At 38.2% G+C, this 26,092-nt stretch carries 25 protein-coding genes; 17 read left to right on the top strand and 8 right to left on the bottom strand.

The annotated features are described in order from the left end of the window. Window positions 1–33: 33 nt before the first annotated feature. The 4 genes from HF876_RS07420 to HF876_RS07405 form a co-directional block, all read right to left on the bottom strand. On the bottom strand, window positions 34–1,209 hold the full coding sequence (locus HF876_RS07420; protein WP_169359425.1) for an MFS transporter: 1,176 nt from the start codon (window positions 1,207–1,209) through the stop codon (window positions 34–36). A 6-nt stretch (window positions 1,210–1,215) separates the two neighbouring features. Further along, a complete protein-coding gene (locus HF876_RS07415; protein WP_169359424.1) occupies window positions 1,216–1,620 on the bottom strand; it encodes a MarR family winged helix-turn-helix transcriptional regulator in 405 nt (134 codons plus the stop codon). Window positions 1,621–1,741: 121 nt separating this feature from the next. Then, complete coding sequence (locus HF876_RS07410) at window positions 1,742–2,266, bottom strand: hypothetical protein (RefSeq protein WP_169359423.1); 525 nt, start codon at window positions 2,264–2,266, stop codon at window positions 1,742–1,744. Window positions 2,267–2,327: 61 nt separating this feature from the next. After that, a complete protein-coding gene (locus tag HF876_RS07405) occupies window positions 2,328–3,500 on the bottom strand; it encodes an alanyl-tRNA editing protein (RefSeq protein WP_169359422.1) in 1,173 nt (390 codons plus the stop codon). Window positions 3,501–3,726: 226 nt separating this feature from the next. Here HF876_RS07405 and HF876_RS07400 point away from each other — a divergent pair, with 226 nt between their 5' ends. From HF876_RS07400 to HF876_RS07375, 6 genes are all read left to right on the top strand, one after another. Beyond that, window positions 3,727–4,170, top strand: a complete 444-nt coding sequence (locus HF876_RS07400) for an ASCH domain-containing protein (protein ID WP_169359421.1) — start codon at window positions 3,727–3,729, stop codon at window positions 4,168–4,170. Window positions 4,171–4,184: 14 nt separating this feature from the next. Continuing rightward, window positions 4,185–4,847 (top strand): glyoxalase, encoded by a 663-nt coding sequence (locus tag HF876_RS07395; protein ID WP_169359420.1) that lies wholly within the window; start codon window positions 4,185–4,187, stop codon window positions 4,845–4,847. 139 nt (window positions 4,848–4,986) lie between these two features. Further along, window positions 4,987–7,602, top strand: coding sequence for a calcium-translocating P-type ATPase, PMCA-type (locus tag HF876_RS07390; protein ID WP_169359419.1), 2,616 nt, complete (start codon window positions 4,987–4,989; stop codon window positions 7,600–7,602). Between the two features lie 24 nt (window positions 7,603–7,626). Then, on the top strand, window positions 7,627–8,646 hold the full coding sequence (locus HF876_RS07385) for a serine hydrolase domain-containing protein (protein WP_240949694.1): 1,020 nt from the start codon (window positions 7,627–7,629) through the stop codon (window positions 8,644–8,646). Window positions 8,647–8,930: 284 nt separating this feature from the next. After that, a complete protein-coding gene (locus HF876_RS07380) occupies window positions 8,931–9,224 on the top strand; it encodes a DUF6509 family protein (protein ID WP_169359418.1) in 294 nt (97 codons plus the stop codon). A 334-nt stretch (window positions 9,225–9,558) separates the two neighbouring features. Continuing rightward, on the top strand, window positions 9,559–11,097 hold the full coding sequence (locus HF876_RS07375; RefSeq protein WP_240949693.1) for a Mur ligase family protein: 1,539 nt from the start codon (window positions 9,559–9,561) through the stop codon (window positions 11,095–11,097). Window positions 11,098–11,144: 47 nt separating this feature from the next. Here the strand turns inward: HF876_RS07375 and rluF are convergent, their stop codons facing one another. Further along, a complete protein-coding gene (rluF, locus tag HF876_RS07370) occupies window positions 11,145–11,849 on the bottom strand; it encodes a 23S rRNA pseudouridine(2604) synthase RluF (RefSeq protein ID WP_169359433.1) in 705 nt (234 codons plus the stop codon). A 94-nt stretch (window positions 11,850–11,943) separates the two neighbouring features. Between rluF and HF876_RS07365 the strand changes: the two genes are divergently transcribed. The 4 genes from HF876_RS07365 to HF876_RS07350 all read left to right on the top strand — a co-directional run bounded on the left by HF876_RS07365 (window position 11,944) and on the right by HF876_RS07350 (window position 14,751). Continuing rightward, a complete protein-coding gene (locus HF876_RS07365) occupies window positions 11,944–12,906 on the top strand; it encodes a DUF4003 family protein (protein ID WP_169359416.1) in 963 nt (320 codons plus the stop codon). 93 nt (window positions 12,907–12,999) lie between these two features. Next, window positions 13,000–13,458, top strand: coding sequence for an acyl-CoA thioesterase (locus HF876_RS07360; protein WP_169359432.1), 459 nt, complete (start codon window positions 13,000–13,002; stop codon window positions 13,456–13,458). Window positions 13,459–13,474: 16 nt separating this feature from the next. Then, on the top strand, window positions 13,475–13,849 hold the full coding sequence (locus HF876_RS07355) for a hypothetical protein (protein ID WP_169359415.1): 375 nt from the start codon (window positions 13,475–13,477) through the stop codon (window positions 13,847–13,849). A 92-nt stretch (window positions 13,850–13,941) separates the two neighbouring features. Beyond that, window positions 13,942–14,751: a hypothetical protein gene (locus HF876_RS07350; RefSeq protein WP_169359414.1), complete on the top strand. Its 810-nt coding sequence runs from the start codon at window positions 13,942–13,944 to the stop codon at window positions 14,749–14,751. Window positions 14,752–14,811: 60 nt separating this feature from the next. On the opposite strand, the gene HF876_RS07345 is transcribed toward HF876_RS07350, so the two are convergent. From HF876_RS07345 to HF876_RS07335, 3 genes are all read right to left on the bottom strand, one after another. Further along, window positions 14,812–15,906 (bottom strand): RtcB family protein, encoded by a 1,095-nt coding sequence (locus HF876_RS07345; protein ID WP_169359413.1) that lies wholly within the window; start codon window positions 15,904–15,906, stop codon window positions 14,812–14,814. A 20-nt stretch (window positions 15,907–15,926) separates the two neighbouring features. Further along, window positions 15,927–16,889, bottom strand: a complete 963-nt coding sequence (gene corA, locus HF876_RS07340) for a magnesium/cobalt transporter CorA (RefSeq protein WP_169359412.1) — start codon at window positions 16,887–16,889, stop codon at window positions 15,927–15,929. A 102-nt stretch (window positions 16,890–16,991) separates the two neighbouring features. Further along, window positions 16,992–18,482 (bottom strand): glycine betaine uptake BCCT transporter, encoded by a 1,491-nt coding sequence (locus tag HF876_RS07335; RefSeq protein WP_169359411.1) that lies wholly within the window; start codon window positions 18,480–18,482, stop codon window positions 16,992–16,994. Between the two features lie 469 nt (window positions 18,483–18,951). Here HF876_RS07335 and HF876_RS07330 point away from each other — a divergent pair, with 469 nt between their 5' ends. The 7 genes from HF876_RS07330 to HF876_RS07300 all read left to right on the top strand — a co-directional run bounded on the left by HF876_RS07330 (window position 18,952) and on the right by HF876_RS07300 (window position 26,082). After that, window positions 18,952–19,272, top strand: coding sequence for a hypothetical protein (locus HF876_RS07330; protein ID WP_169359337.1), 321 nt, complete (start codon window positions 18,952–18,954; stop codon window positions 19,270–19,272). A 240-nt stretch (window positions 19,273–19,512) separates the two neighbouring features. Then, entirely contained in the window at window positions 19,513–20,337 is an 825-nt protein-coding gene (locus HF876_RS07325) for a M55 family metallopeptidase (RefSeq protein WP_169359410.1), read from the top strand. A gap of 13 nt (window positions 20,338–20,350) precedes the next feature. Beyond that, on the top strand, window positions 20,351–21,286 hold the full coding sequence (locus HF876_RS07320) for an ABC transporter permease (RefSeq protein ID WP_169359409.1): 936 nt from the start codon (window positions 20,351–20,353) through the stop codon (window positions 21,284–21,286). Next, on the top strand, window positions 21,286–22,233 hold the full coding sequence (locus HF876_RS07315; RefSeq protein WP_169359408.1) for an ABC transporter permease: 948 nt from the start codon (window positions 21,286–21,288) through the stop codon (window positions 22,231–22,233). The genes HF876_RS07320 and HF876_RS07315 overlap by 1 nt, the downstream gene beginning before the upstream one ends. A 6-nt stretch (window positions 22,234–22,239) precedes the next feature. After that, window positions 22,240–23,364 (top strand): ABC transporter ATP-binding protein, encoded by a 1,125-nt coding sequence (locus tag HF876_RS07310; protein ID WP_169359407.1) that lies wholly within the window; start codon window positions 22,240–22,242, stop codon window positions 23,362–23,364. A 56-nt stretch (window positions 23,365–23,420) separates the two neighbouring features. After that, window positions 23,421–25,079, top strand: coding sequence for a peptide ABC transporter substrate-binding protein (locus tag HF876_RS07305; protein ID WP_169359406.1), 1,659 nt, complete (start codon window positions 23,421–23,423; stop codon window positions 25,077–25,079). A gap of 79 nt (window positions 25,080–25,158) precedes the next feature. Next, window positions 25,159–26,082, top strand: a complete 924-nt coding sequence (locus HF876_RS07300) for a S66 peptidase family protein (protein WP_169359405.1) — start codon at window positions 25,159–25,161, stop codon at window positions 26,080–26,082. The last annotated feature ends 10 nt before the right edge of the window (window positions 26,083–26,092 follow it).

Raw genomic sequence — 26,092 nt, 5'->3', positions numbered from 1 at the left:
AACAAAGCGTTTGTCCCTCAAAAGGCATTAAGCTTAGCGATTAAGGTTTGCTCTCAATCGCTTCATTTGCATTAAGAATACAATCAAGGTCAAGGCAACAATACCGCTAGATAGCAGGTAAAGCCCTTGATACCCAAGTTTCGATGCAACAATTCCGAGGATGAAAGAACCTATAGCAATACCAGTATCGAACAATGTAAAGAAGGTAGCTGTTGCATAGCCACTTCTCTCATGAGTAGTCGATTGTATAGCTAGTGTTTGGAAGCTAGGCACAATCGCTCCATATCCTAAACCAATAAAAGCGCCAGACAATAAGAATGTAAAGGGACTATCCATATATGCTAATAAAATAAGTCCAAACATAAAGAAGACTAATCCCGGTATTATTATGTATCTTGGTCCTTTTTCATCAAAAATTCTTCCGGTAAATGGTCTACTTACAAGCATCACAATAGCAAAAACTGCAAAGAAGCTACTAGTTAGATACAACAAATCTTTTTGTTGGGAGTATATAGAAAGATAAGATAGAATGCTTGCGTATGAAAAAGCGACTAAGCTCCCGATTAATGCGATTGGTAAAGATTTCTTTTCAAAAAGATCGTTTAAAGTCATTTTTGCTCTGACAGGTGGCACGGCTGGCTGTTTCTCAGGTGGAATGGATAATGCCGTTAAAGCACCAATTAATAAAAGTAGACTCATAGCTATAAAGAAAATATCATATGAGAAGTACTGAACAATCGTCAAAGCGATGAAGGGACCTACTACTACAGCTAAATTTGTAGACATAGTAAAGTATCCTAATCCTGCACCACGTCTAGATGGTGGAATATTGTCTGCAGCAAGGGAGCCACTGGCGGTTGTAGCGATACTAAACCAAATACCTTGGACAAAGCGCAAAATAAGCAAGATACTAAAGGGTTCTATGAAGTAATACATAACTGTGCAAATCAAGTATAAAAATAAACTGATCCATAGCATCTTTCTCTTACCGGCTAAATCTAAAAGCTTACCGGTAAACGGACGCATAATAATTGCAGAAATTAAAAAAATGGTCATTAGTAAACCGGCATCTTCATCCGAACGCTCTAATACATCGGTAGCGTAAAGAGGAAGAACAGTTACTAAGCCATAGAAGATGATAAATATGGAGAAGTTTGTACTGAACAAACTGATAAAAGGTTTAGTCCATATTGGTTCCTTGTTAGTCAAAAAACATTACTCCTTATTAATTTTTTTTAACAACTCCATTAAAAGCTGTTGGTCTTCTTTAGACAGGGCAGAAATCATTTCGTTTTCGAAAACATTCATAGAGTTTTCAATAGTAGGAAAGGTTTCTAGCGCTTTGGTTGAAAGTCTTACTATTTTTTCACGACGGTCTTTTCCAGCCTTTATGTCTAGCCAACCTAAAACAGCCAATCGATTGACTGTACGAGTGATCGTAGGGGCTTCCACATTTAAATACTTCCAAATTTGAGTCAGTGTCATTTCATTATGTCGATAGACGCAATTCAAGACAGACCATTGAGATGAATAAAGATTATAACCCTTTAGCGTTTTGTTTACCTCATACGATAAATAACGAGTCTTTTGGAAAAGCTCATGAATAAGTGGATTTGTCATCTTCTAGCTCCTTGTCTGGAAAATTATTTAACTAGCTAAGTTTTATTTTAATCCTCATTATACACTTTGTAAAGTGGGAGAAAACTGGAGAAATAAGAAAAAGCCGAGAAGACTCGGCTTTTTAAAAGCATTGAAAAGATGTTATTCTTCCTAGGTCTGTACCGTAGAAGGTCCAACGAAAACCATTCCAGCGAAAACCAGAAACTGAATTTCTACCTACATAGGTTGGGTAAATCCAAAAGCCTCTTCCGTTATTTAACCAAATATAAGTGTTCCGGAACAAGCAATTTCTAATAGCGCCAGGGTCAACCGCAAACACGCCTACATCCTGTCTTTGTTGAGGAATAAACGAGGGCGGAGGGCTAGTAGGTGGCCCTCCTTGTGTATTTTGTCCTGGAGGCCTACCTGGTGTACCTGGAGTCTGCCCGCCACCTGGCGGTCTATTTGGAAATCCAGGCATCCCTGGCGAGCCCGGAAAACCCGGAGACCCTGGAAAACCTGGCGAACCCGGTGATCCTGGAAAACCTGGTATACCCGGAAAGCCACCTGGCCCACCTGGCGGTCTTCCTGTGCTTCCAGGTCCACCAGGTGGTCTTCCCGGAAATCCGCCGGGAAATAAACCCGGAAAATTAAATTGATTCGTCAAAATAATATCCTCCTTCTACTTAGTCAAGTTAGTATATGTAGAAGGAGCTTTTATGGCACGGCTACTTAATGTAAGTTAAAGCCTTATTTAAGAGCTCTGTACTAGAGAGCGCTGCTTCGCCTCCACCTTGGGCAAGTGTATCATTTCCTCCACCCTTACCATTAATTAGAGGAAGTAGCTGTAGAAGCAATGCTTTCATACTCTCTTCTCTATTTGTACCACGGGCAGTTACGATTTGAAGCTTTTCTTCATTGTGTGAAACTAATACACATAGGGAGGAAGGGGATTCCTCTACAAGGAAGCGAGCAAGCCTTTGTAGATCCTGAATAGTTCTATTTTCAAAAGTAACACCTACTATATCGTTAATAGATTGTTTTAATAACTCCTTGGCTTCGAACTTTAAAAGCTCCTGTTTGTGCTCATTTAATAGCTTTTCTAAATTTTTGTTAGTATGCAATAGGTTATTTGCAGTATCGACTAGCTTTTCCTCCGGTGAACTCAGCTTGCTAATTAGGCTAAGTAATACATTTTGCTTACGGTCAAGTTGTGTTAACACTCTTTTACCGCAGACAAATTCCACTCGAATATGCCGTTTTTCTTTCTCTGTCTGTAGGATTTTAATGGAACCTACTTGTCCAGTCGAAGATGGATGAGTGCCGCCGCAAGCGTTGTAATCGAAATCAGGAATGATGACTAATCGGATATCTTCCTTAATACTAGTTGATTTACGTAATTTGTATTGAGTAAGCTCATCTTCTGTCACCCACTTTGTTTCAATAGCGCGGTTTTCAAGAATTATTTGATTAGCTAATTCTTCTACTTTTTTCAATTGCTCCTCAGTAACTTCGGTTGTATCTAAATCAATTGTTGCAGTTTCTTTACCAAGGTGGAAGCTTACTGTTTGCATTTGGAAAAGCTCTGCAAAGGCTGCAGATAAGATGTGCTGACCAGCATGCTGCTGCATATGGTCGAAACGTCTCCTCCAGTTAATACTCCCCTTCACTTCTATGGACTGAGAATCTAATGGCTCAGCTAGAAAATGTCTTATTTCTCCATCTATAATCTCTACGTTTACTACGGAAATATCATTTAGACTACCAATATCACATGGTTGGCCGCCTCCAGTAGGATAGAAAGCTGTTTCTGAAATTATTACATATTCCGGTTCTTTTTTTATGATAGAGGCAGTAAAAGTAGTTAGGTAAGGATCTTCGTAATATAATTTGTTAGTCATTTCATTAGCTCCCTTATGTAGGATGTCCTGATCGCTTTATTAACGATTGCATGCCTGTATGTTTGTTCTTCTTGTCTTACTGTATACACTAATATCTTATAAATCCTCCATTACTTCTAGTTAGTTCTGGTAACCTTGAAAGAAATAGTGAAAATATCAATAGTATTTTGAAAAATCCTTCTCTATACTAAAATTAACGAAATATTAAATAAAAGAGGTAATCCATATGAATGTAGCTGCTAGAGAATACTGGAACAGTTTTTGGAAAGACAAAGAGTATGAGCCCAAGGTCTCCGCTTGGCAATTTGGAGAAGATGCGGACACTTTGGCACAACTAGTTGTAAACAGAATAAAAACTGCTACTTGTTCCGCTCATATTCTATATGAAAAAGAAAATGAGCCACTTCCACAGGTTGGTGAGTATAATATTATCTTAAATACCAAGGATGAACCAGTTTGTATTATAAAAACAAAGGATGTCACCATTAAACCGATGAATAGAATTTCTGAAGAATTTGCGCATGCAGAGGGTGAAGGAGACAGAAGTTATAATTACTGGAAAAAAACCCACATAAATTTTTTCACAAATGAATTAGACAAAGTTGGGTTGAAGTTTGAAGAAGATTTATTGTTAGTCTGTGAACGATTTGAAGTAATTGATGTTAAATAAAAAGGGGTGCGAGTATGTTTAAAACAGTAACCATGTATACAAATAAGTTACAGGAGCTGCGAGGATTTTATGGGAATGTGCTAGAGCTCAATGTTACAGCAGCAGATGACCATTATTTTCAAGTAGAAATTGGCGAGTCTACTCTTGTTTTTCAAGAAACAGAACTTGCTTCGTTGTATCATTTTGCGATTAATATTCCAGGCAATCAATACACACTTGCTAAACTTTGGGCAAAGGAAAGAGTTGTGCTAAATAGAGAGGATGGGTTAGACGATATATACTATAGTCGGTTTGACGCAGACGCATTCTATTTTGAGGACCCGGCTGGTAATGTAATCGAGTTTATCGCTAGAAGACATGTAGATAAATGGAGTGACTTCAGTATTGAATCTTTACTGAATATAAGTGAGGTAAGTATAACAACTCCTTTTGTAAAACAGGTAGGAGAACAGCTTCAAAATCTAGGTATTGCTGTATCAGGTCATGTTCGGATCGAGCCTGAGGAGCTAAACTTTATAGGTAGAAAAGATACATTTATATTACTCGTCCCTCCACAACGCAGATGGTATTTCTCTAGAAAGATGAGTGTTACCTCTCCAATAGACATTCATTTTACGAATGGTAAAAGAGTTGCAATTAATGAAAAAGGCGAGTTATCAGAGGATGAGAGCGACTAGGTAACACTTCTAGTGTTACAGTCGCTTTTTTTTAGAATGTCGCTTTTTTAGACCATAAAGTACAACTGATATTTAAAATTATTTACATTAAAATTTTTTCTAGGGGAAAGATATACATAAAAAGGAGGCATGAAAACTTATGTGGTATAACAAAAGGACCGAAGAGATAGCAACAGAGTTACAGGTTAATCTACAAGAAGGTCTAACCACTGATGAAGCACGGCAGAGATTAGAAAAAAATGGACCTAATCGACTGGCAGCTGCCAAAAAGAAATCATGGTTTGAAAGAATATTTGCTCAAATTAACAATGTGCTTATTTATGTACTTATAGTTGCTGCAGCGGTTTCAGCTTTTGTAGGAGAAGTGGCAGACGCAATTATTATTGGGATAGTAGTTATTATCAATGCAGTTGTAGGTGTCGTTCAAGAGTCAAAAGCAGAGGAAGCATTAGAAGCACTAAAAAATATGTCCACTCCAAAGGCTGTAGTCAAAAGGGATGGTCAATCTAAAGAGATAGATTCGATTGAGGTAGTAACGGGTGACATTATTGTGGTAGGTGCGGGATCGTATATACCATGTGATATTAGGTTAATTGAATCCGCCAACCTCAAAGTAGAGGAAGCAGCTTTAACTGGAGAATCTGTTCCCGTTGAAAAGGATGCACATGTAAAGCTTAATACAGAGGAAAAGACAATTCCTCTAGGTGATCAAAAAAATATGTTATTCATGTCCACCCTAGTCACAGCTGGTAGAGGAACAGGCATAGCAGTAGGAACAGGTATGAACACCCAAATTGGTAAAATAGCAGGCATGCTACATACGGGGGATGAGCAAACTCCATTACAAAAAAGCCTTGCTCAAGTAGGTAAGTATTTAGGTTTTGCAGCAATGGGGATTTCTTTGCTGATTTTCTTAATCGGAATGTTTCAAGGAAGAGATTTACTAGAGATGTTCATGATTGCGATCAGTCTTGCAGTTGCTGCTATTCCTGAAGGTATGCCGGCTATAGTCTCTATTGTGTTGGCAATTGGTGTACAAAGAATGATTAAACAACATGTAATCATTCGTAAGCTCCCAGCGGTTGAGGCTTTAGGATCCGTAAATGTAATCTGTTCTGATAAGACCGGCACACTTACGCAAAACAAAATGACTGTAACAAAGTTTTTCTTAAATGGAGAGACTCAGGAAATAGCAAATCTAAAAAAGGCTAGTACTGGGCATGAACGTTTAATGAGAATTTTTGTTTTATGTAATGATGCTACCTATACGAGAGGTGCTGAAACAGGTGATCCAACTGAAATTGCATTAATCGCTGCAGGAGCGAGCCATGGGATTGACAAAAATGTCCTAGAAGCGGAGTTAAAAAGAGTCGCAGAGATTCCATTTGATTCGGAACGAAAGTTAATGACGACGATCCACGAGTCTGAAGACGGCTATTACTATATGACCAAAGGGGCAATAGATCGATTACTTGGTCGATGTAATAGAATTTGGAGTAATGGAGAAGTTAAACCATTAACGGAAGAGGATAAAGTAATCATTTTAAATGCATCTCACTCGATGTCTAGCGAGGCACTGCGAGTGTTAGCTGCGGCATATAAGGTGGATGCAGAGATAGAGCTGGAGCAGGCTGAAAATGACCTTATTTTCGTTGGATTCGTTGGAATGATTGACCCTCCTAGATTAGAAGTTAAAGACTCTATTGCACTATGTAAAAGTGCAGGTATTCGTACGGTAATGATAACGGGAGATCACAAGGACACCGCATTTGCTATTGCCAAGGATCTTGGAATTGCTTCTTCTGATGAGGAGGTTATGGAGGGCGTTGAATTAGACTCCTTAGACCAAGCACAATTGGTTAAGACATGCCAAAACATCAATGTGTTTGCTCGTGTTTCTCCTGAGCACAAGGTGAAAATTGTCCAAGCTATGAAGGCCGCTGGTAATACGGTTTCGATGACAGGAGATGGAGTGAACGATGCACCATCCTTAAAAGAGGCAGATATAGGAGTTGCTATGGGTATAACCGGAACGGATGTAGCAAAAGGTGCCTCAGACATGGTACTTACGGATGATAATTTTTCTTCCATTGTAAAAGCAGTTGAAGAAGGTCGAAATATTTATAAAAACATAAAAAAGTCTATTATCTTCCTTTTGTCTTGTAATCTTGGAGAAATCATAGCATTATTTTTCGCAATCATTGCTGGATGGCCGACTCCTTTACGTTCCATTCACATTTTATGGATTAACCTAGTGACCGATACTTTCCCAGCTCTTGCTCTTGGGATGGATCCTGAGGAACCGGGAGTAATGAAGGAAAAGCCAAGACCAAAAAAGGAACAATTATTTCATGGAATGATTCCTTTCTTATTGCTAAACGGTCTACTAATAGGTATTGCAACTTTAGTTGCCTTTTTAATTGGGCTAGAGGGAGTTACAAAGAATGTGTCCGAGGAAGTATTGACACATGCTCAGACGATGGCCTTTATCACTTTAAGCTTTTCTCAGCTAGTTCATTCCTTAAATTTCCGATCTATGAACCAGTCAGTGTTTAAAGCGGGGTTGTTTAAAAATAAGTTATTAATATATTCTATTTTGTTAGGTGTTGTATTGCAGGTGCTCATTGTTTCAATTGGACCAATTGCAGATGTGTTTAGTGTACAGTCGCTACAATTAGAGGACTGGTTAATTGTTATTGGGCTTAGCTTACTACCACTAATCGTAAACGAGGTAGTAAAGATTTTTAGAAAATAGAGATAATCTTCAGGGGGAAATGTTATGGGAGAGATGAACAATCAACAAATAGAAGTGGCTCAAAAAGAATCGCAGTTTTCAGGAAGTATTCTATTGAAAAACAAGGATTCCTCGCTAGTAGAGACTAATTTTGGATATGCTAACCGCTCCGATCTGCTACTTAACACGATAGATACCAGGTTTGGTATTGCATCTGGTTGCAAAATTTTTACAGCGGTTGCCATTAGCCAGCTAGTAGAGGCAGGGAAATTAGCTTATGACCAAAAATTAAAGGATTGTACGTCCATCACTCTTCCTCACTTTGATAATTCAATAACTATTCATCACTTACTGACACATACTTCTGGAGTCCCAGACTATTTTGATGAAGAAGTGATGGATGACTTTGAAGAGCTTTGGATTGAAAAGCCGATGTACCATATGCGTAAGTTAGAGGACTTCTTACCATTATTTCAGAATGGTAAGATGAGATTTACGCCAGGAGAACAATTTCATTACAACAACGCAGGTTATATCTTACTTGGTTTAATCGTAGAAGAAACTACAGGGCTTTCGTTTCAACGATATGTAGAAAAAAATATTTTTGAGAAAGCGGGAATGAAGGACTCAGGGTATTTTCCGATGGATGCCTTACCAAATAATACGGCAATAGGTTATATAGACTATGAGGATGGATCATGGAAAACTAATATTTATTCTCTACCCGTCCTAGGCGGGTCGGATGGAGGAGCTTTTACAACGGCTCAGGATATGCTTCATTTTTGGGATGCCCTCCTAGACAATAAACTATTAGAAGAGCAAACAACGGCAGCCTTACTCCAACCATACGTAAAAGAACAGGATGATGATTACTATGGATATGGGGTATGGATAAAGAAAGACGGGAACAATATTAGCAAGTACCACGTAATGGGATATGACCCTGGAGTTAGCTTTCACTCGGCGTACTATCCTGCTCAACAACTTAAATTAGCTATCTGCTCTAATAAGTCCAAGGGTGCTTTTGCTATGATGAAAGTGTTGGAGCAAATGTACTGCCTTTAAATATTATTTGCGTTGCTTTCGCTCCTCGCGTTGTTTACGTAAAAGGGAATAAGCAAGGTAAAGCATCGACAAGCCTAAGAGGAAAGATAGGATAGAATATACGATATTATTTAGACCTTCACCGAATACTAATACGAGAAGAAAAACAGGTACAAGTATATATATTATTTTTTCAGGGTTAAGCATGAGAGACTCTCTCCTTCTTTTTATAATCTCTCTATTATAGCGAACAAAATAAGAAAAAGCTCTGTAAAAATGATAAACTATAGACGGAGGTGGACTTTGTGAATATAACATCTTATGAGGTTGAAAAGATAAAGGACCCAACAGGAATAATTGCTGGGGATCGATATGAATTTTTATTAGGCTTTGAAGTTCCAGAGGATGACGAGTTATTTGAAGAGGCAAGCTCTTTAGATTTAAGAGTTATTTTAGCTGTTTTAGATACGGGGTCAAAAATTGTTCAATATCACATTCTTGATCGCAGTAATGGAAAAGTATTAGACTACGGATTAGAAGAAAATGAAGAGTCTGTAGTTCTTGCTTTTTGCATGGAACACTATAACGAGGCGGAATAACGCAACTAGCCTCAAATAATGAGAAACGTGAAATCGTTAGGATATCACGTTTTTTCATTTGAGGCGAAGGTAGACAGATTAAGGGCGAGATGCCTAGACGAAAGATGTCTCGTTGTAAGTGAAAAATTGATTACTTTCTTCTCACGAAAAGCATATATTTTATGTCGCCATTCTTTCCAGGAACGGCCTGACTTTTTAACAAGAGAAATGATGGAATAGACTCAATTGAAGGACTATTAAGGAAATAGTTTTTGTATTTCCTTTTAGTTTCCTTCTTATTTGAATTGATGTAAACTTAACTGAGAAGATTTTACATATAAAGGTGGCTGTTTTGATGGAACTAACAAATTTGATGAATCAACTATCTATAATTGACGTCAAAAATGCTAAAAATATGAATATTACAGGACTTGCTTATAATTCACAGAAGGTGGAGAAGGGCCAAGTATTTGTTTGTATAAAAGGCTTTAAAGCGGACGGACATAAGTTTGCTGGACAAGCAGTGGAAAATGGTGCTGTAGCACTTGTGGTAGAGGAGTTTATAGATGCTTTAGAGGTTCCACAATATAAAGTTGGGGATGCACGTAAAGCTCTAGCTGCACTTGCTGCTGCTTACTATGATCATCCAACCCATAAGCTTAAAACGATAGGTATTACGGCAACTAATGGAAAGACATCAACCTCCTTTATGACTAATGCAATTTTAGAGAATCATGGTCTTAAAACAGGTCTAATGGGAACTGTCGTAGTTAAAATTGGTGATTATGCAGAGCCTTCTGAACTGACAACACCAGAATCGCTGGATCTACAGCGATTTTACGCTAAGATGGTCGATGAAGGTGTGACTCACGCTACTATGGAGGTTTCATCCTCTGCTTTAGAGTTAAAACGTGTAGGCTGTGTCGATTTTGACATTGTGACGTTAAACAATATAAGTCGAGAACATATCGACTTACATTCATCCTTTGAAAAATATTTTGAACATAAATCTAGTCTTATACGAGACGCTGGAGCAGACAAGGTAGCGATTCTGAATTTAGATGATGCTTATTCTGCCTCTCTAATTAACAAAACAAAGGCTACAGTTATTACTATTGGTGTAGAAGACCAATCGGCAGATGTAATATGTGAAGAATTGGATTTATCAACAGGAAGAGCAAAATTCAATCTAGTTATTCAACGTGATTTAGTTACAAATGATATGATCATACCCAAGCAACAATTTTCAATTGAGCTTTCTACACCGGGTTACCACTCCGTTTACAATTCCATGGTTAGTATTGTAGCCGGCTTGTTATGTGGTGTTCCAGTGGAGACCATCCAAAAAAGCCTCTCCGAATTTGTAGGGGTAGAAAGACGTTTTGAAATCATCTTTGAGGAAGATTTTAAAATTATAGATGACCACTTTGCAAATAGTGGGAACATAGATATTACACTTGGAACTTTAGAAAAAATGGATTTTAACCGCTTGTCCCTTGTATATGCAATTCGTGGAGATAGAGGGGTAACCGTCAATAGAGAAAATGCAGAAGCTATCGCTAAATGGGCACCAAGATTAGGTATTCATGAGATCACTGCTACCATTAGTAAATCCCACGTTACTAAGAAAGATGTTGTGTCTGAACAAGAGTTACAAGTATTTAAAGAAGTAATGGACGAAGCAGGCATTACGGTTCATTTATATGAAGAACTACCAGAGGCCATTAGCTTTGGCTTGAGTGAGGTGTCTGAAGGCGATCTTGTTCTGTTAGGTGGATGTCAAGGAATGGACTATGGTGCTAAGATTGCTTTAGAACAGCTAGAATCCCTTCGACCAGATGTAGATAAAAAGAAATTATTCCAACCATTAGAGAAACGTGTGGCTGGAAACTAGATAATAAAAGAAGCAGTCCGCATTTAAAATGGGGACTGCTTCTTTTATTATCGTTTTGGATGATAATCTAATTCCATAAATAGTTCTTTTCTTTCTTGCTCAGTTAAATCGCGCCATTCACCAATAGCAAGACCATCAATGGAAATGTTCATAATACGAACTCGTTGTAATCTCTTAACTGTAAATCCTAAGGCAGAACACATCCTACGTATTTGGCGATTTAAGCCTTGAGTTAAAATAATATTAAATGTTTTTGGTCCTATTTTTTTTACTTTACATGGTAAAGTAGTTGTATCAAGAATGTTAACTCCAGACGACATTTTTTCAATAAAAGTGTCTGTTATTTTCTCATTGACAGTTACAATATATTCTTTTTCATGCTTGTTTTCTGCCCGAAGAATTTCATTCACAATATCCCCATCGTTTGTTAGTAATATTAAGCCATCAGAATCTTTGTCTAAGCGACCAATATGGAAGATGCGGAGTGGGTGATTAACAAAGTCCACGATATTTCCTTTAATATTACGCTCTGTTGTGCTAGTTATACCTACTGGCTTATTTAAAGCAAGGTATACTAAAGGCTGCTCCACAGTTACCGGCTTTCCATCTACACGTACATCATCGCCAGTCTCTACTTTACTTCCTAGTTCAGCAACTGCCCCATTAATGGTAACCTTGCCCTCTGCTATCCATTTGTCTGCACCACGTCTAGATACTATGCCAGCCTCGCTTAAAAATTTATTTATACGCATCATTTAACACCTACTTTTCTTTGTGGTATTAGTATAACAAATTAGTGAAACTTTCATGGGTTTTAAGCAGTAAAAAAGTAAAGGAGTGGGTAAAATGATGAAAATACAAAAAGTAGAGCATAATTATAATAAGCTCAAAGAGATTTTAGGATGGTCAGTAGATAAAAGAGTAACACTGTCCCTTGCTGGCTATTATACGTCCCTAGAAAAAGATGTGGATTCAGTTCGCTTTAACAAGATAAAAGAGATTCTGAAGAACAGAGTAAGTGTGTTCTCTCCCTTGCGTTCCCACCTACAACCATTATTTACTTCCGTTTTGGATGTAAGTGGCCAAGAACCGGAAGAAGCAATCGATCAGTTGTTACTGAAGGTAGAGGAATTGAAGAAAAAATCGTTTAAGATGAATGATTACACATACGTTGCTGCTCTAATGATGTCGGATGAATCAGATAAGTGGGATTTTGAAATCAGTAGAGCTATGGAGCTTATGTCAGCGATGAAGGTCCATCATCGTTTCTTAACTAATAGTGATGATTATCCATTTGCCATCTTTTTAGGTAAGCTGGAAGGGGATATTACAACGAGGGCAGCGACCATGAATAAATACTATGAGGAGTTAAAGAATCATAAATTTTATGCAGGAAATGAGCTCCAGTGGTTATCTCAAGTGCTTACTTATACAAATCCAGGGTATGATAAGGAAACAGTACCAAGGGTAGTGGTTATTAGGGATGGTTTTAAAAGTGTGAAGATAAAATTCTCTATTTCGCAATATCCACTTATTGGTTTTATGGCTGCTCTTAAATTAAACGAGAATCAGCTAATGGATATAGTAGAGACATACAGAGCATTGACTAATATGAAGCTTTTTACCTGGTACAAGGAATCAGCACTACCTATTGCTCTTGGACTGACTTTGAATCCTTCTAGGGACATACGTGAAACTACCGCAATATCAATGACTACCTCCCTTGAATTACTTTTGCAGGCTCAGCAGGCTATGATGATTTCATCTATTGCAGCGACAAGTTTCGCATCTTCTTCCAACTCAAATTAAAGAAGGAATGCTATACTAAGTAAGTAAGAATATAAGAAAGATCTATACATCGAAGTTAAACATCAAGGAGAGATTTTCGTGAATACTAATCCAATGAGTCAATCAAGAACAATTCAAACCCATTTAATCTTACCTCCAGATACTAATCATCATGAAACTATATTTGGTGGCAAGGTTTTAGCGTTTATAGATGAAATCGCAGCCATCACTGCGATGAAACATGCAAAAGGAGCTGTCGTGACTGCTTCTATTGATTCCGTAGACTTTTTATCTTCAGCAAAAGTTGGAGATGTAATTGAATTAGATGCAATTGTATCCTCAACGGGACGCAGTTCAATGGAGGTATACGTTCGCGTAACTTCCATGAATTTACTGACAGGAGAAGAAAAACTTACAACCGAATCATTCCTGACAATGGTTGCAGTAGATGAAGAGGGGAAACCAGTTCCAGTCCCGGGTATTCATCCAGAAAATGAGGATGAAAAACGTCTGTATGAAACTGGACCAGCAAGAAGGGCCCACCGTAAACAACGTCTAGCGATGAAATATTAAAAACCGAGGTGACTGTATGTTAAAGCTAATAGATGAGAATTATAAGTACTTAATGATTTTATTTCTTGGCATCTATTTAATAAATTCTATCTATCTCCATGAGATGACAATTACAATTATGGTTATCCTTTTGGTCATCATTTTAGAATTATTTATACACCGTCATCAAATGAAGCAACTTAGTTATATGCAGATTGCAATAATGGGTATTGTAGTTATTGCTGGAATCGCCGGACTCATCTATTTGCTAGTTACGCTTCAAATCTTCTTAAACCCATTTAATCTACCACACGCAGTAGAGACCATTTTAGTGGTATTATTTCTAGCGTTTGGCCTCTATATTTTGTGGCAATTTTTACGAAAACTGTTTAAGCGAGCATTAGAGCATTAAAAGAAGACCCTCCAAAAGAGAAATCTTTAGGAGGGATTTTTTTATGAAACTATTTCCTGAAGGTTTTCGTAAAAGGGGTAGGGGGGATGTAGATGAAACATATTTATGAACGGACAGCCAAATATGCTAAAATAGCCTCTATTACTGTTTTAATAGTTTACATAGCAGCAATTTTGGGCTTTAGGGACACTTTATTAACGGATTGGGAATTACATATATCTGTAGGATGGACGCTTCTCATTTTCTTTAGTTTGACTTTCTTGTTCCAACAAGCAGCGAACAAGCTACCAGTGGAGCAGAGCACAGTTACAGAACAAACTCCATCTGAATTTACATTAAAGGAGTTAAATTTCCAAAGTGATGTCTCGATTATTCCGAGGAGCTTTTTAGTATCCCCCACTGGTGAAAGGCTTTATAGCATCAGTCCTACAGTGGAACAGCCGGTCATAAGAAGGCTAAATGCATTTCCACTTATTCGAAAAGGAATGATATTTCCAGTAACTTATGATGTTATAACAATGGATGGTCAAGTGGTTAGCAAGTTTACTATTGCAAACAAATTTAAATTTATGGAGATACAAGTGTTTGATCATAAACAGGTACACCTTTCAACTGTAGTACTTCCAGTTTTTTCAGTAAAAAATAGAGCACTAGTATTTGACCCAAATCGGGAAAAAACACATCAGATGGAAGCAAAGAGTGTATACGGTGATATAGACGTAAATGATTTGAACGGTAAAAGATTAGCAACCTATCGCTTTGGTATGTTTCCGTATGCTACACACCCGGCCTTTGAGCTGCAAGGGATGAATGTTCACGTTTCATTTGCAGAAGGCCTATCATATGTAGAAAAACTAACTTTTACAGCTTTATTTTATTACTGGACAGCTAATCAGTCCTGATTTAAATGGAGATATAAGAAGGAGGCTCATCATAAGAAAATATGATGAGCCTCCTTTATATTAGTGTGCTTTATAATTATAGATGGGCTTAATAACCTCTAATACATCAACCGTGTCATGAATATGAGCAAGTATATCCTCCATAGCCTTGTAGGCAAAAGGAGATTCATCTACTGTGGCAGACACTACGGAAGTACTCCAAATTCCTTCCATTGAAGCTTGAAAGTCCTCTAACGCTACTTGTTTTCTTGCTTGAGAACGGCTCATTAAACGGCCAGCTCCATGAGGGCCTGAATAATTCCATTCAGGATTTCCTTTTCCGCGACAGATAAGTGAGCCATCACGCATATTCATTGGTATAATTACGATTTCATCAGCTTGAGCCGATATTGCTCCCTTGCGTAAAATCATGTTATCTAAGTCAATATAATTATGAATGGTATCAAACTCTGATTGAACACTCCAGTTCATTCCTCTACAAATAACATCAACCATTGTCTTACGATTAAATGCGGCGTACTTTTGGGCAATGGAAAGATCATATAAATAATCCTTCATATTGTCTCCTTCTACATATGCAAGATCTCTTGATACGCTGTTACCTAAAGTATCGGCTGCTACTTGCTGATAATGCTCTGCAATTTGTTTTCCTAAGTTTCTACTTCCAGAGTGAATGACTAGATAGATACTGCCATCTTCCCCTTCATTCAGTTCTATAAAGTGGTTTCCCCCTCCTAGTGAACCTAGGCTTAACCTTGCGCGCTGTTCATTAATAGGAGCAGCTACTTCTTCGAAAGGTATTTCTATTGTATTACGATGTTCTTTTTGGCGAATACGAGTTCCGCTTGGTACATTTTTCTTGATTGTCTTATCAAGCTTGGCAAAATCCACATCTTCTTTTCTAGTATCTAGCTTTGCACAAATCATTCCGCATCCTAAATCGACTCCTACAAAATTAGGGACTACTTTATCAGTAATCGTCATAGTAGTGCCTACCGTACAGCCTTTTCCAGCATGTAAATCTGGCATCATTCTAATTTTGGTGTCCTGAAGAAATGGAAGACTACAAAGCTGTTCTACCTGAGATTTTGCAGTTTCTTCTATTGTATCTGTAAAAACTAATGCATTATTATGTGTTCCTTTAATCTCAATCATATTATCCCCCTAAGTAAATTTTAACTTCTAAACAAATTAAACCAGCCCTTATACTTGAACCAAGCAATCATCCCAGTAGCAATTACTACCATTAAACCAACGACAATAAAGTAGCCATACTTCCACTCTAACTCAGGCATATTAATAAAATTCATGCCGTACACTCCAACGATAAACGTTAACGGGATAAAGACGGTAGAAACCGTGGTCAGTATCATCATAATACGATTCATTCGGCTAGCATTGATTGAATCATAGCTGTCCCTTATATCTGCAGTTAACTCTCGATTAGCTTCTACCATCTCGGTTAACTTCAGAAGATGATCATAAATGTCATCAAAATATGCACGCTCACTCTGGTTTAAGTTAATACGCTCGGAGTACATCACTCGGTATAGCAAGTCTCGCATAGGAATGATAGTTCTTCGTAAACGCAATAAGTCACTTCGTAGGTCAAATACTTGATCCATAGACAAATGATCCATGTCCATCGATAGCCTTTCGTCTACCTCATTCAAATAATCCTCGATGTGGTAAACAATTGGGAAGTAGGTGTCTACTACTTTATCCACGATATTGTACGTAATGAGGATGTTGCCACGATCCCAATTTCTAGGGTTACTTCTAATTCTCTCTCTAGCTTCTTGTAACTCTTGCATAGGGGGAAAGTGGAAACTTACAACAAAATCCTTTCCGACAAAAAGGTTGAGCTCCTCAGCCTCCATTTCTTTCTCATTAAAGGCATGTAAAACAAAAAATTCATAATCACCATAGTGATCTAACTTAGGACGTTGCAACATTTGCAAACAATCCTCGATAGCAAGTGGATGGAAGTGAAAGAAGGAGCTTAAAAGTTGTTCCTCTTCTTTTGTCGGTTCACCAATATCCACCCAATACCATTCCAGTTCGTTTGTTTGTATATATTCTAAAGGAAAATCCATAATGACCTCTTGGTTGACTGTCCTGCCTATTGTACTTATCATAAAGAAACCACACTTTCACCAGATCTTTGTATATTATCTCATAATATCCCAATGAAAAATATTAAAACAAAAATGCCAAGGGGTTTTCCCTGGCATTTTTGTTTATCTTTTCTTTTTTAACTTAGTTTCACCGTTTAATGATTTAAATAATGATATGACCATGAGTATCATAATAAAAGAGAACGGTAGAGCTGCAATGATGATAGTGTTTTGTAAAGCAGTGAGCCCATTGACCGATAGTAATATAAGCGCAATGGTCGACTGGATTACTCCCCACGTAAGCTTGACACTATTAGGTGGGGTAAGTGACCCATTAGTAGACTGCATACCGAGAACAAATGTTGCAGAGTCCGCTGACGTAATAAAGAACGATGCTATTAACAAAATTGCTACCAAAGAAATAATAAAAGAGAATGGCATGGTATTAAACATCTCGAAAATAGTTAGCTCCGTTGAAAGGCTTGCTAAATCTGCCACGCCTCTTTTTTGTATATCAATAGCTGTTGTTCCGAAAGATGAGAACCAAATTGCACCCAAAAGAGTAGGTACTAGTAATACTCCAATCATAAACTCGCGAATGGTTCTACCTTTAGAAACTCGAGCGATGAACATGCTCACAAATGGAGCCCAGGATATCCACCAAGCCCAGTAAAAGATCGTCCACATATCCAACCAATCTCTATTGGTAGAACTTAATGGAGCCGTTCTAAAGCTCATTTGAATAATATTTGCTAAATAACCACCAAATGAATCCGTGAACATATTTAGAATGAGTAAAGTTGGTCCTAGAACAATTACAAAAAGTAAAAGGGCAAGAGCAAGTATTAAGTTTAGATTTGAAAGATACTTAATACCTTTACTCAACCCTGACCATGCAGAGGCCACAAATAAGACAGTAACCACAGAAATAATGATAAATTGTGAAAAGATACCTATTTCAAAACCGAATAAGTAGTTAAGACCTGCGTTAATTTGAACAGCGCCGAAGCCAAGGGAAGTAGCAACTCCAAATGCTGTTGCAAAGACAGCTAGCACATCGACAAGGACACCCCAAGGACCTTCCATTTTTTTGCCGAAGATTGGCTTCAGTGTTGCCGAAATTAACCCCGGTTCCCCTTTACGGAACTGGAAGTAAGCAAGTGTTAAAGCAATTACTCCATACATTGCCCAAACGTGTAATCCCCAATGAAAAAAGGATTGTCGTAATCCTTCTTTAAATGCAGCATCCGTATTAGGTTCTTCAGTAGCAGGACTAGTTGCGAAGTGAGATAGAGGTTCAGCGGCACCATAAAAGACAAGACCGATTCCCATTCCTGCTGAGAATAGCATGGCTAACCAGGAAATTAAACTGAAATCTGGTCGATCAGTATCCTTACCTAATCGTATCTTCCCGTACGGACTGAAGATAAAAAATATACTAACTAACAACATCACTGACATGAGTAGCATGTAATACCAACCAAATGATGTTGAAACAAACGACTTACCTCGTGTAGTAAGCGCCTCAAAACTTTCCGGAGCTAGTGCTCCATAACCGACCGCTATAATAATAAGGCCGATCGTGATATAAAATACTTTTGAAATATTCTTCATGTTTCCTCCTTTTAAAATCAACTAAGTTAAGTCTATTACTATACTAAGATAAAGTTGTTTAATCAACCCATATGCCCAGAATAACCATTTTTCAATCAACTTAAACGCTTTTTTTAGGTATTTTATACGATAAAATCTATGAGTATTAATTTGATAAACAGATATTATCCATATTAAACATTATTTGGTAATAATTTTAATGAGTACTAGCATGACCAGACCGAATTGTAGGGGCCGATTCGATTATGTTTGCGATAGTGTCTCTTAAAGTATGGTCCGTATCAAATGAAGCTATTCATAAGCTGCCCATAGCTAAGGAATATTAAATAAGGATCAAGTCTGTCTTGGTTTTATCTTGCATAATGGCTTACATAAAATTATTCTTTTTTTTTTGGTGATTGAGGTGTTTGTCTATTCCTCTTATGATTTCTTGCATTTATTACTATAAGTGCAAGAGGAGGTGAAAAATATGAGTAATCATCATATGTGCCATTCATGCGGGAAGAATATGAGTTGGGGCCAACAATGTGGGTGCAATAGACAGCTACCAGCAGCTGAGCCAATTATTTGCCCACCGCAATATCGCGTTTGTGATTCTTTCATACCAAGAGTTCAGCCAGTCATTCAACCAATTGTAAATGTTAATAGAGAGCATATCGTAAATGTTCCGCAATATTACGTTACAGAATCGAATGAAACAGTGGTAGTACCTGAAGCACAAAATGCTTACCCTGTTAACAATCAGTTTTCAGGTGGATCCCATCGTGGATTTTTCTCTAGATTTCGTTAATTTTTGAACTATAGCGTCGACTTAACCAAGTTTTGTCTATCTTTATCGAATATTGCAAATGCCCTTTATAAAAGGTGCATTTGCTTTTTTATTTTCTCGGTAAAGGAAGAAATGAATTTATTAATTTTTTTTTAATATACTAAACATGTAGCAAAAACGAGATATTGTAATTTTCCGTAAATTTTGATAAAGTTGGTCTTACTAATAGAAAAATAGAGTTAGAATTTGGGGGAGAATGTATTGAAGCTATTTCTTTCGGTTGATATGGAAGGCATAACAGGTCTGCCGGATTACACATTTGTGGAGTCGAACAAGCATAACTATGAAAGAGCAAGACGCATCATGACGCAAGAAGCCAATGCAATTATAGAAGGGGCACTATCTACAGGAGTTAACGAGGTCCTAGTTAATGACAGCCATTCAAAAATGAATAATCTTTTAGTGGAGGAATTACATCCAGAAGCCTCTTTAATAACAGGAGACCTTAAGCCTTATTCGATGGTACAGTCTTTAGACGAAAGTTACATAGGAGCAGTATTTGCGGGATATCATTCTAGAGCAGGACAACCTGGGGTTATGAGCCATTCCATGATTTTTGGAGTTCGTAATATGTACATCAATGACGTAGAGATAGGCGAGCTTGGACTTAATGCATACGTGGCTGGCTATTACGGAGTTCCTGTCATTATGGTTGCTGGAGATGACGGAGCTTGTCGAGAGGCAGAAGCTCTTATACCTGGCATTGTAACAGCTGCTGTAAAGCAGTCTATATCTAGGTCTGCTGTAAAAACATTACATCCTCAAAAATCACAAGCCCTTCTTAAAGAAAAAGTAGCAGAGGCTATTAAAAAAAGAAATCATATTCCACCACTGACACCTCCCGAGCACCCAATATTAAAAATTGAATTTACAAACTACGGACAAGCTGAGTGGGCAGCACTTATGCCTGGCTGTGAAATAATAGAAGGAACAACTATCGTAAAATTTGAAGCAAAAGATATTCTTGAAGCGTATCGTGCGATGCTTGTCATGGTAGAGCTAGCAATGCAAACCAAATTCTGTTAGGAGGAAGCCTGCCGTGACGAAGTATATTATTAAGCGTTTTATGATGATGATAGCAACAATCCTCATCATCGCGACTCTCACATTTGCATTAATGCACACCATACCGGGTTCTCCTTTTGATGGTGAAAGAACTTCGAATCCTACTATTCAAGCAAACTTAGAAAAGTTTTATAAGCTAGACCAGCCTATGTACGTCCAATATTTGAACTATTTGAAGTCAATTGTTACATTCGATTTTGGTCCATCGATTAAAAAACCAAATGAATCAGTCAATGAACTGTTAGCAAGGGGATTTCCAATTTCCTTTGAGTTAGGGATGGCAACTATCCTAGTTGCTTTATTGTCTGGGGTTCTTTTAGGTACATTGGCAGCTCTCCGGCATAACGGTGTTATTGATTATTTGGCTATGACTTTTGCGGTAATTGGTATATCAGTTCCTAACTTTGTTTTAGCTACTTTACTGATTCAGCAAGTGGCAGTAACGTGGGAGTTATTACCGCCAGCCACTTGGAGTAGTCCGTTGCATATGATTCTTCCAACCCTAGCATTGGCCACGGGACCTACGGCAATAATCGCTCGTTTGACTAGATCCAGCATGCTAGAAGTATTGACACAGGATTATATCAAAATGGCAAGAGCTAAAGGACTTTCTCCAGTTAGAATTGTTTTTCGTCATGCCTTAAGAAATGCCTTAATGCCAGTAGTAACCATTATGGGTACGATGTTAGCAGGTATTCTAACAGGTACCTTCGTAATAGAACGCATTTTTGCCATTCCAGGAATGGGAAAATACTTTGTAGAAAGCATTAATAATCGTGATTATCCAGTTATCATGGGAACGACGGTCTTTTATAGTGCATTCTTAGTATTTATGCTGTTCTTAGTAGACATTGTCTATGGCATATTAGATCCACGTATCAAATTACATCGTAAAGAGGGGGATGCTTAATGGTTAAAACACAAGAGACTGTATCCCCAGTAGAAATAAAGGATGAATGGTTTCGTCCAAAAGTAAAAGAAGAGGGAGAAGCCGAATCTGTTGTAAGACCTTCTTTGTCCTATTGGAAGGATGCATGGAGAAGACTAAAGAAAAATAAGCTTGCAATGGGAGGACTGCTCTTTTTAGTTCTTCTCACCCTGTTTGCTATATTTGGTCCGATCTTTTCACCCTATGATATGGATGAAGTAAATTATCCAATGCAAAATCAAGGTCCATCAGCTGAGCATTGGTTCGGTACGGACGAGGCAGGTCGAGATGTTTTTACAAGAACATGGTACGGTGCTAGGGTTTCGTTATTTGTAGGGGTAATGGCTGCATTAATTGATTTCTTTATTGGAATTATTTATGGAGGCTTTAGTGGTTACAAAGGCGGCAGAGCAGATGCGATCATGATGCGTATTATTGAAGTACTTTATGGTCTACCGCATTTACTGGTAGTTATTTTATTGATGGTTGTAATGGGTCCAAGTCTAACAACCATTATAGTGGCGTTAACGGTAACTGGCTGGGTAGGTATGGCTAGGATTGTACGGGGCCAGGTATTACAGATTAAAAATTATGAATTTGTAACTGCATCCAAATCCTTTGGTGCCAAAAGCTCAAGAATCATACGGAAAAACTTATTGCCTAATACGATGGGTCCTATTATTGTCCAAATGACTCTTACTGTACCGAGTGCGATATTTGCAGAGGCATTTCTTAGTTTTTTAGGACTAGGAGTATCTGCACCCGCTGCCAGCTGGGGTGTAATGGCAAATGATGCCTTGCCAGTAATTTTATCTGGCCATTGGTGGAGGTTGTTTTTCCCTGCATTCTTTATCTCTGTGACAATGTTTGCATTTAATGTATTAGGAGATGGCTTACAGGATGCACTTGATCCAAAGCTTAGGAGGTAAGAATGGATGAATGAACATCAATTAGATCATGCAAAGGAACTTGCTCGAGGGAAAGTAGATGAAGTAGCTGCATCCTTACAATCGGGTGACTCTTTAGCTAGGCCTAACGGTAAGAAAGCAAGAAAGAAGATAACGGATGAAAAAATATTACAGGTTAATAACCTACAAGTTTCATTTAAAACGTATGGGGGAGAGGTAGAAGCAGTCAGGGGAGTCAACTTTGATTTATATAAAGGTGAAACATTAGCAATCGTTGGTGAATCTGGCTGTGGTAAGAGTGTGACCTCTAATGCCATCATGGGATTGATACCGGAGCCAGCAGGCAAGATTAAGAATGGAAGTATCTTATTTAAAAACAAAGAGCTTACGAAGCTAAGTAAATCAGAACTCAGAAAGATCCAAGGTATTGATGTATCCATGATTTTTCAAGACCCTATGACAGCCTTAAATCCTACGCTTACTATAGGGGAGCAGTTAACGGAAGGTTTGAGGACACATAAGAAGGTTGGAAAACAAGAGGCTAGGCTAAAGGCAATCGAAATGCTAAACCTGGTAGGCATCCCGAATCCTTCGGAAAGATTAAAACAGTATCCTCACCAATTCTCTGGTGGGATGAGACAGCGTATCGTAATCGCCATTGCTTTAATCTGTGATCCAGAACTGCTTATAGCAGATGAACCTACCACTGCCTTAGACGTAACGATACAAGCACAAATATTGGAGCTCTTTGAAGAAATTCAAAGGAAAACCGATATTTCAATTATTTTAATTACTCATGATTTAGGGGTAGTAGCAAAGATAGCTGATCGCATAGCGGTGATGTATGCAGGTAAAATTGTGGAGATAGGGGATAAAAGAGAAATTTTTTACACTCCACAGCATCCTTATACTCAAGGGCTTCTAAACTCAGTTCCACGTTTGGATTTAATGGATGAGGAGTTGCAGCCAATTGATGGAACACCACCTGACCTTTTCTCACCTCCTACTGGCTGTCCGTTTACTGCACGATGCAAGTTTGCCATGGAAGTATGTGATCATGTGTATCCATTTACAAGTAAGCTATCAGATGCCCATAAGGTAGATTGCTGGCTCCAGGATGACAGAGCAAAGGTTTTACAATTACAAAAGTAAAAAGGATGAGAGCGCGCAAGTGCATTCACATATACAATACAGAGGGGGAAACTAGGATGAAAAAATGGCTTTCATTATTAATTGTGGCTTTGTTTGTTCTTGTGTTAAGCGCGTGTACAGCCAATGAAGAGGCTGGGAAGACACCGACCGAGACTGAGCCGACGACAACAAAGACGGACGAGGGTAAAGAGGAACCTGCTCCAGAGGCAGAAAAAGTACTTAAGCTAAATAATGGCAATGAGCCAACGTCATTTGATCCATCGGTAGGGTTTGATGCAGTATCATGGAGCGCGTTAAACAACCTTATGGAGGGTCTAGTAAGATTAAACAAAGACCATCAAGCTGAAGAGGCTACGGCGGAGAAGATTGATATATCAGAGGATGGGCTAACGTATACATTTACGATTCGTGAAAATGCAAAATGGTCTAATGGAGACCCTGTTGTAGCAGGAGATTTTGTTTATGGATGGTTGCATATGTTAAATCCTGAAACTGCTTCTCCAGCAGCGTTCTTGGCCTATTTTATTGAAGGGGCAGAGGCTTATAACAATGGAGAAGGAGCAGCTGATGCAGTAGCGATTAAAGCTGTTAGTGAGAAAGTATTTGAAGTTAAACTTGCTGCTCCAACTGAAGCATTTTTAAATATTATCACGAACCCAAGCTTCTTCCCGGTCAACGAGAAGGTAGCTACAGAAAATCCTGAATGGTTTACAGAAGCAGAATCATTTGTTGGGAATGGTCCTTTTAAATTGGCTAGTTGGGATCATGATGTAAGCTTCACTTTTGAGAAAAACGAAAGCTATTGGGATGCTGAAACTGTGAAGCTAGACAAAGTCGAGTGGGCAATGATTGATGATTCGAATACAGAATATCAAATGTACTCAACAGGTGATTTAGATGTCTCTGGTGTTCCAGCAGAGCTTGCAGACCAATTAAAAGATGATCCGGAGTTAAAAAACGAAGACCAAGCCGGTCTGTATTTCTTCCGCTATAACGTTTCAATGGAACCATTTACAAACAAAAAAATTCGCCAAGCATTTGGTATGGCTGTTGACCAACAAGAAATCGTAGAATTCGTTACGAAAAATGGCGAGAAACCTGCTGAGGGATTTGTACCATACGGATTTAAAGGTCCTGATGGCAAGGAATTTAGAGAGACTGCTGGAAAGCTAATACAGCATGATGCGGAAAAAGCAAAAGCACTTTTAGCAGAAGGTATGAAAGAGGAAGGTTACACAGAATTACCTCAAGTAACGTTAACTTATTCTACAAGTGATACACACAAGAAAATTGCAGAGGCACTTCAAAGTAAATTTAAGGAAGTTCTAGGAGTAGAAGTAGCACTACAAAATGTAGAGGCTAGCGTATTTGCTTCAGAGCAAAAAGAGTTCAAATACATGTTATCACGCTCTTCCTTCTTATTTGACTATGCTGATCCTGTAAACGCATTAGAAAGCTTCATTACTGGTTCTTCTATGAATCGTACTACTTGGTCTAGCCCAGAGTTCGATAAAATGATTGCTGATATTAAAAATGAAACAGATGAGCAAAAACGTTGGGATATGCTAATAGAGGCTGACAAATTCTTAATGGAAGAAATGCCTGTTATTCCAATCCACTATTACAACCAAGTAACACTAGAGAAATCGAATGTTAAAGGTATTGTAAGACATCCAGTTGGATACATGGATTTAAAATGGGCAGATAAGGAATAAAAGTATTTATTCCCAAACAAAAGATGCGGCACTTTTGCAAGTGCCGCCCTTTTCTTTAAAAACAAAGGAGATTATACATATGAAAATAAAGCCAAATAGATTGAAAAAAGGGGATACAATTGGAATTATTGCTCCAGCTAGTCCTCCTAACTTAGATCAACTGAAACGCTCCCTATCGTTTTTAGAGGAATTAGGATTATCTTATAGAATGGGAAAAAGTGTAGAGCAAGTTAACGGGTATTTAGCGGGCACAGACGAAGAGCGACTAGAGGATTTACATGAGATGTTCGCAGACCCTAACATCAATGGAATAATTTGTGCTGGCGGAGGATACGGTACTGCAAGGTATGCAGACCAAATCGATTATCAATTAATGAATGAAAATCCGAAAATTTTTTGGGGTTATTCAGACATCACTTATTTACATAGTGCAATGAATTTATATTCGGATATTGTCACATTCCATGGTCCCATGTTAGCTTCAGACGTGGGTAAAAGTACATTTAATGAGCTATCCAAAAAAATGTTTTATCAGCTGTTTCAGCCAATAGAGTTACATTACACAGAGGATATATCTCCTTTATCCATAGTTGCTCCTGGGGTAGCCAGAGGGGAGCTGGTTGGTGGAAATCTCTCTCTTCTTGCAAGCGGAATTGGGACCAAATATGAAGTGGATACCAATCGTAAGCTTCTGCTAATAGAGGACATTGGAGAAGAGCCATATAAGGTAGACGGAATGCTAAATCAGCTACGTTTAGCTGGCAAGCTAGATGCAGCTGCTGGATTCGTCATTGGAGACTTCTGTGACGCGGAGCCAAGGAGAGGTAAAAAATCTCTTACAATGGATGAGGTTTTTGACCATTACTTAGGGAACTTAGGTAAACCAGCAATAAAAGGTTTTCTTATCGGACACTGTCAGCCTCACTTTGCGATTCCATTAGGAGTAGACGGCATGTTAAATACAGAGAACCTAACGTTATCTATATTACCAGGAGTAGAGTAGGAGGAATTTA

Origin of the sequence: Psychrobacillus sp. BL-248-WT-3 (assembly GCF_012843435.1) — a bacterium.
Taxonomy (GTDB): Bacteria; Bacillota; Bacilli; order Bacillales_A; family Planococcaceae; genus Psychrobacillus.
This window is presented reverse-complemented; position numbering and strand designations above follow the sequence as displayed.

What these genes read in the sequence shown, in the direction of transcription:
- HF876_RS07365 (WP_169359416.1), top strand. Translation starts at nt 11,944, where the DNA reads ATGATGAAAATACAAAAAGTAGAGCATAATTATAATAAGCTCAAAGAG.
- HF876_RS07400 (WP_169359421.1), top strand. Translation starts at nt 3,727, where the DNA reads ATGAATGTAGCTGCTAGAGAATACTGGAACAGTTTTTGGAAAGACAAA.
- rluF (WP_169359433.1), bottom strand. Translation starts at nt 11,849, where the DNA reads ATGCGTATAAATAAATTTTTAAGCGAGGCTGGCATAGTATCTAGACGT.
- HF876_RS07415 (WP_169359424.1), bottom strand. Translation starts at nt 1,620, where the DNA reads ATGACAAATCCACTTATTCATGAGCTTTTCCAAAAGACTCGTTATTTA.
- HF876_RS07360 (WP_169359432.1), top strand. Translation starts at nt 13,000, where the DNA reads ATGAGTCAATCAAGAACAATTCAAACCCATTTAATCTTACCTCCAGAT.
- HF876_RS07345 (WP_169359413.1), bottom strand. Translation starts at nt 15,906, where the DNA reads ATGATTGAGATTAAAGGAACACATAATAATGCATTAGTTTTTACAGAT.
- HF876_RS07335 (WP_169359411.1), bottom strand. Translation starts at nt 18,482, where the DNA reads ATGAAGAATATTTCAAAAGTATTTTATATCACGATCGGCCTTATTATT.
- HF876_RS07305 (WP_169359406.1), top strand. Translation starts at nt 23,421, where the DNA reads ATGAAAAAATGGCTTTCATTATTAATTGTGGCTTTGTTTGTTCTTGTG.
- corA (WP_169359412.1), bottom strand. Translation starts at nt 16,889, where the DNA reads ATGATAAGTACAATAGGCAGGACAGTCAACCAAGAGGTCATTATGGAT.
- HF876_RS07300 (WP_169359405.1), top strand. Translation starts at nt 25,159, where the DNA reads ATGAAAATAAAGCCAAATAGATTGAAAAAAGGGGATACAATTGGAATT.
- HF876_RS07315 (WP_169359408.1), top strand. Translation starts at nt 21,286, where the DNA reads ATGGTTAAAACACAAGAGACTGTATCCCCAGTAGAAATAAAGGATGAA.
- HF876_RS07390 (WP_169359419.1), top strand. Translation starts at nt 4,987, where the DNA reads ATGTGGTATAACAAAAGGACCGAAGAGATAGCAACAGAGTTACAGGTT.
- HF876_RS07395 (WP_169359420.1), top strand. Translation starts at nt 4,185, where the DNA reads ATGTTTAAAACAGTAACCATGTATACAAATAAGTTACAGGAGCTGCGA.
- HF876_RS07310 (WP_169359407.1), top strand. Translation starts at nt 22,240, where the DNA reads ATGAATGAACATCAATTAGATCATGCAAAGGAACTTGCTCGAGGGAAA.
- HF876_RS07385 (WP_240949694.1), top strand. Translation starts at nt 7,627, where the DNA reads ATGGGAGAGATGAACAATCAACAAATAGAAGTGGCTCAAAAAGAATCG.
- HF876_RS07355 (WP_169359415.1), top strand. Translation starts at nt 13,475, where the DNA reads ATGTTAAAGCTAATAGATGAGAATTATAAGTACTTAATGATTTTATTT.
- HF876_RS07375 (WP_240949693.1), top strand. Translation starts at nt 9,559, where the DNA reads ATGGAACTAACAAATTTGATGAATCAACTATCTATAATTGACGTCAAA.
- HF876_RS07330 (WP_169359337.1), top strand. Translation starts at nt 18,952, where the DNA reads ATGAGTAATCATCATATGTGCCATTCATGCGGGAAGAATATGAGTTGG.
- HF876_RS07350 (WP_169359414.1), top strand. Translation starts at nt 13,942, where the DNA reads ATGAAACATATTTATGAACGGACAGCCAAATATGCTAAAATAGCCTCT.
- HF876_RS07405 (WP_169359422.1), bottom strand. Translation starts at nt 3,500, where the DNA reads ATGACTAACAAATTATATTACGAAGATCCTTACCTAACTACTTTTACT.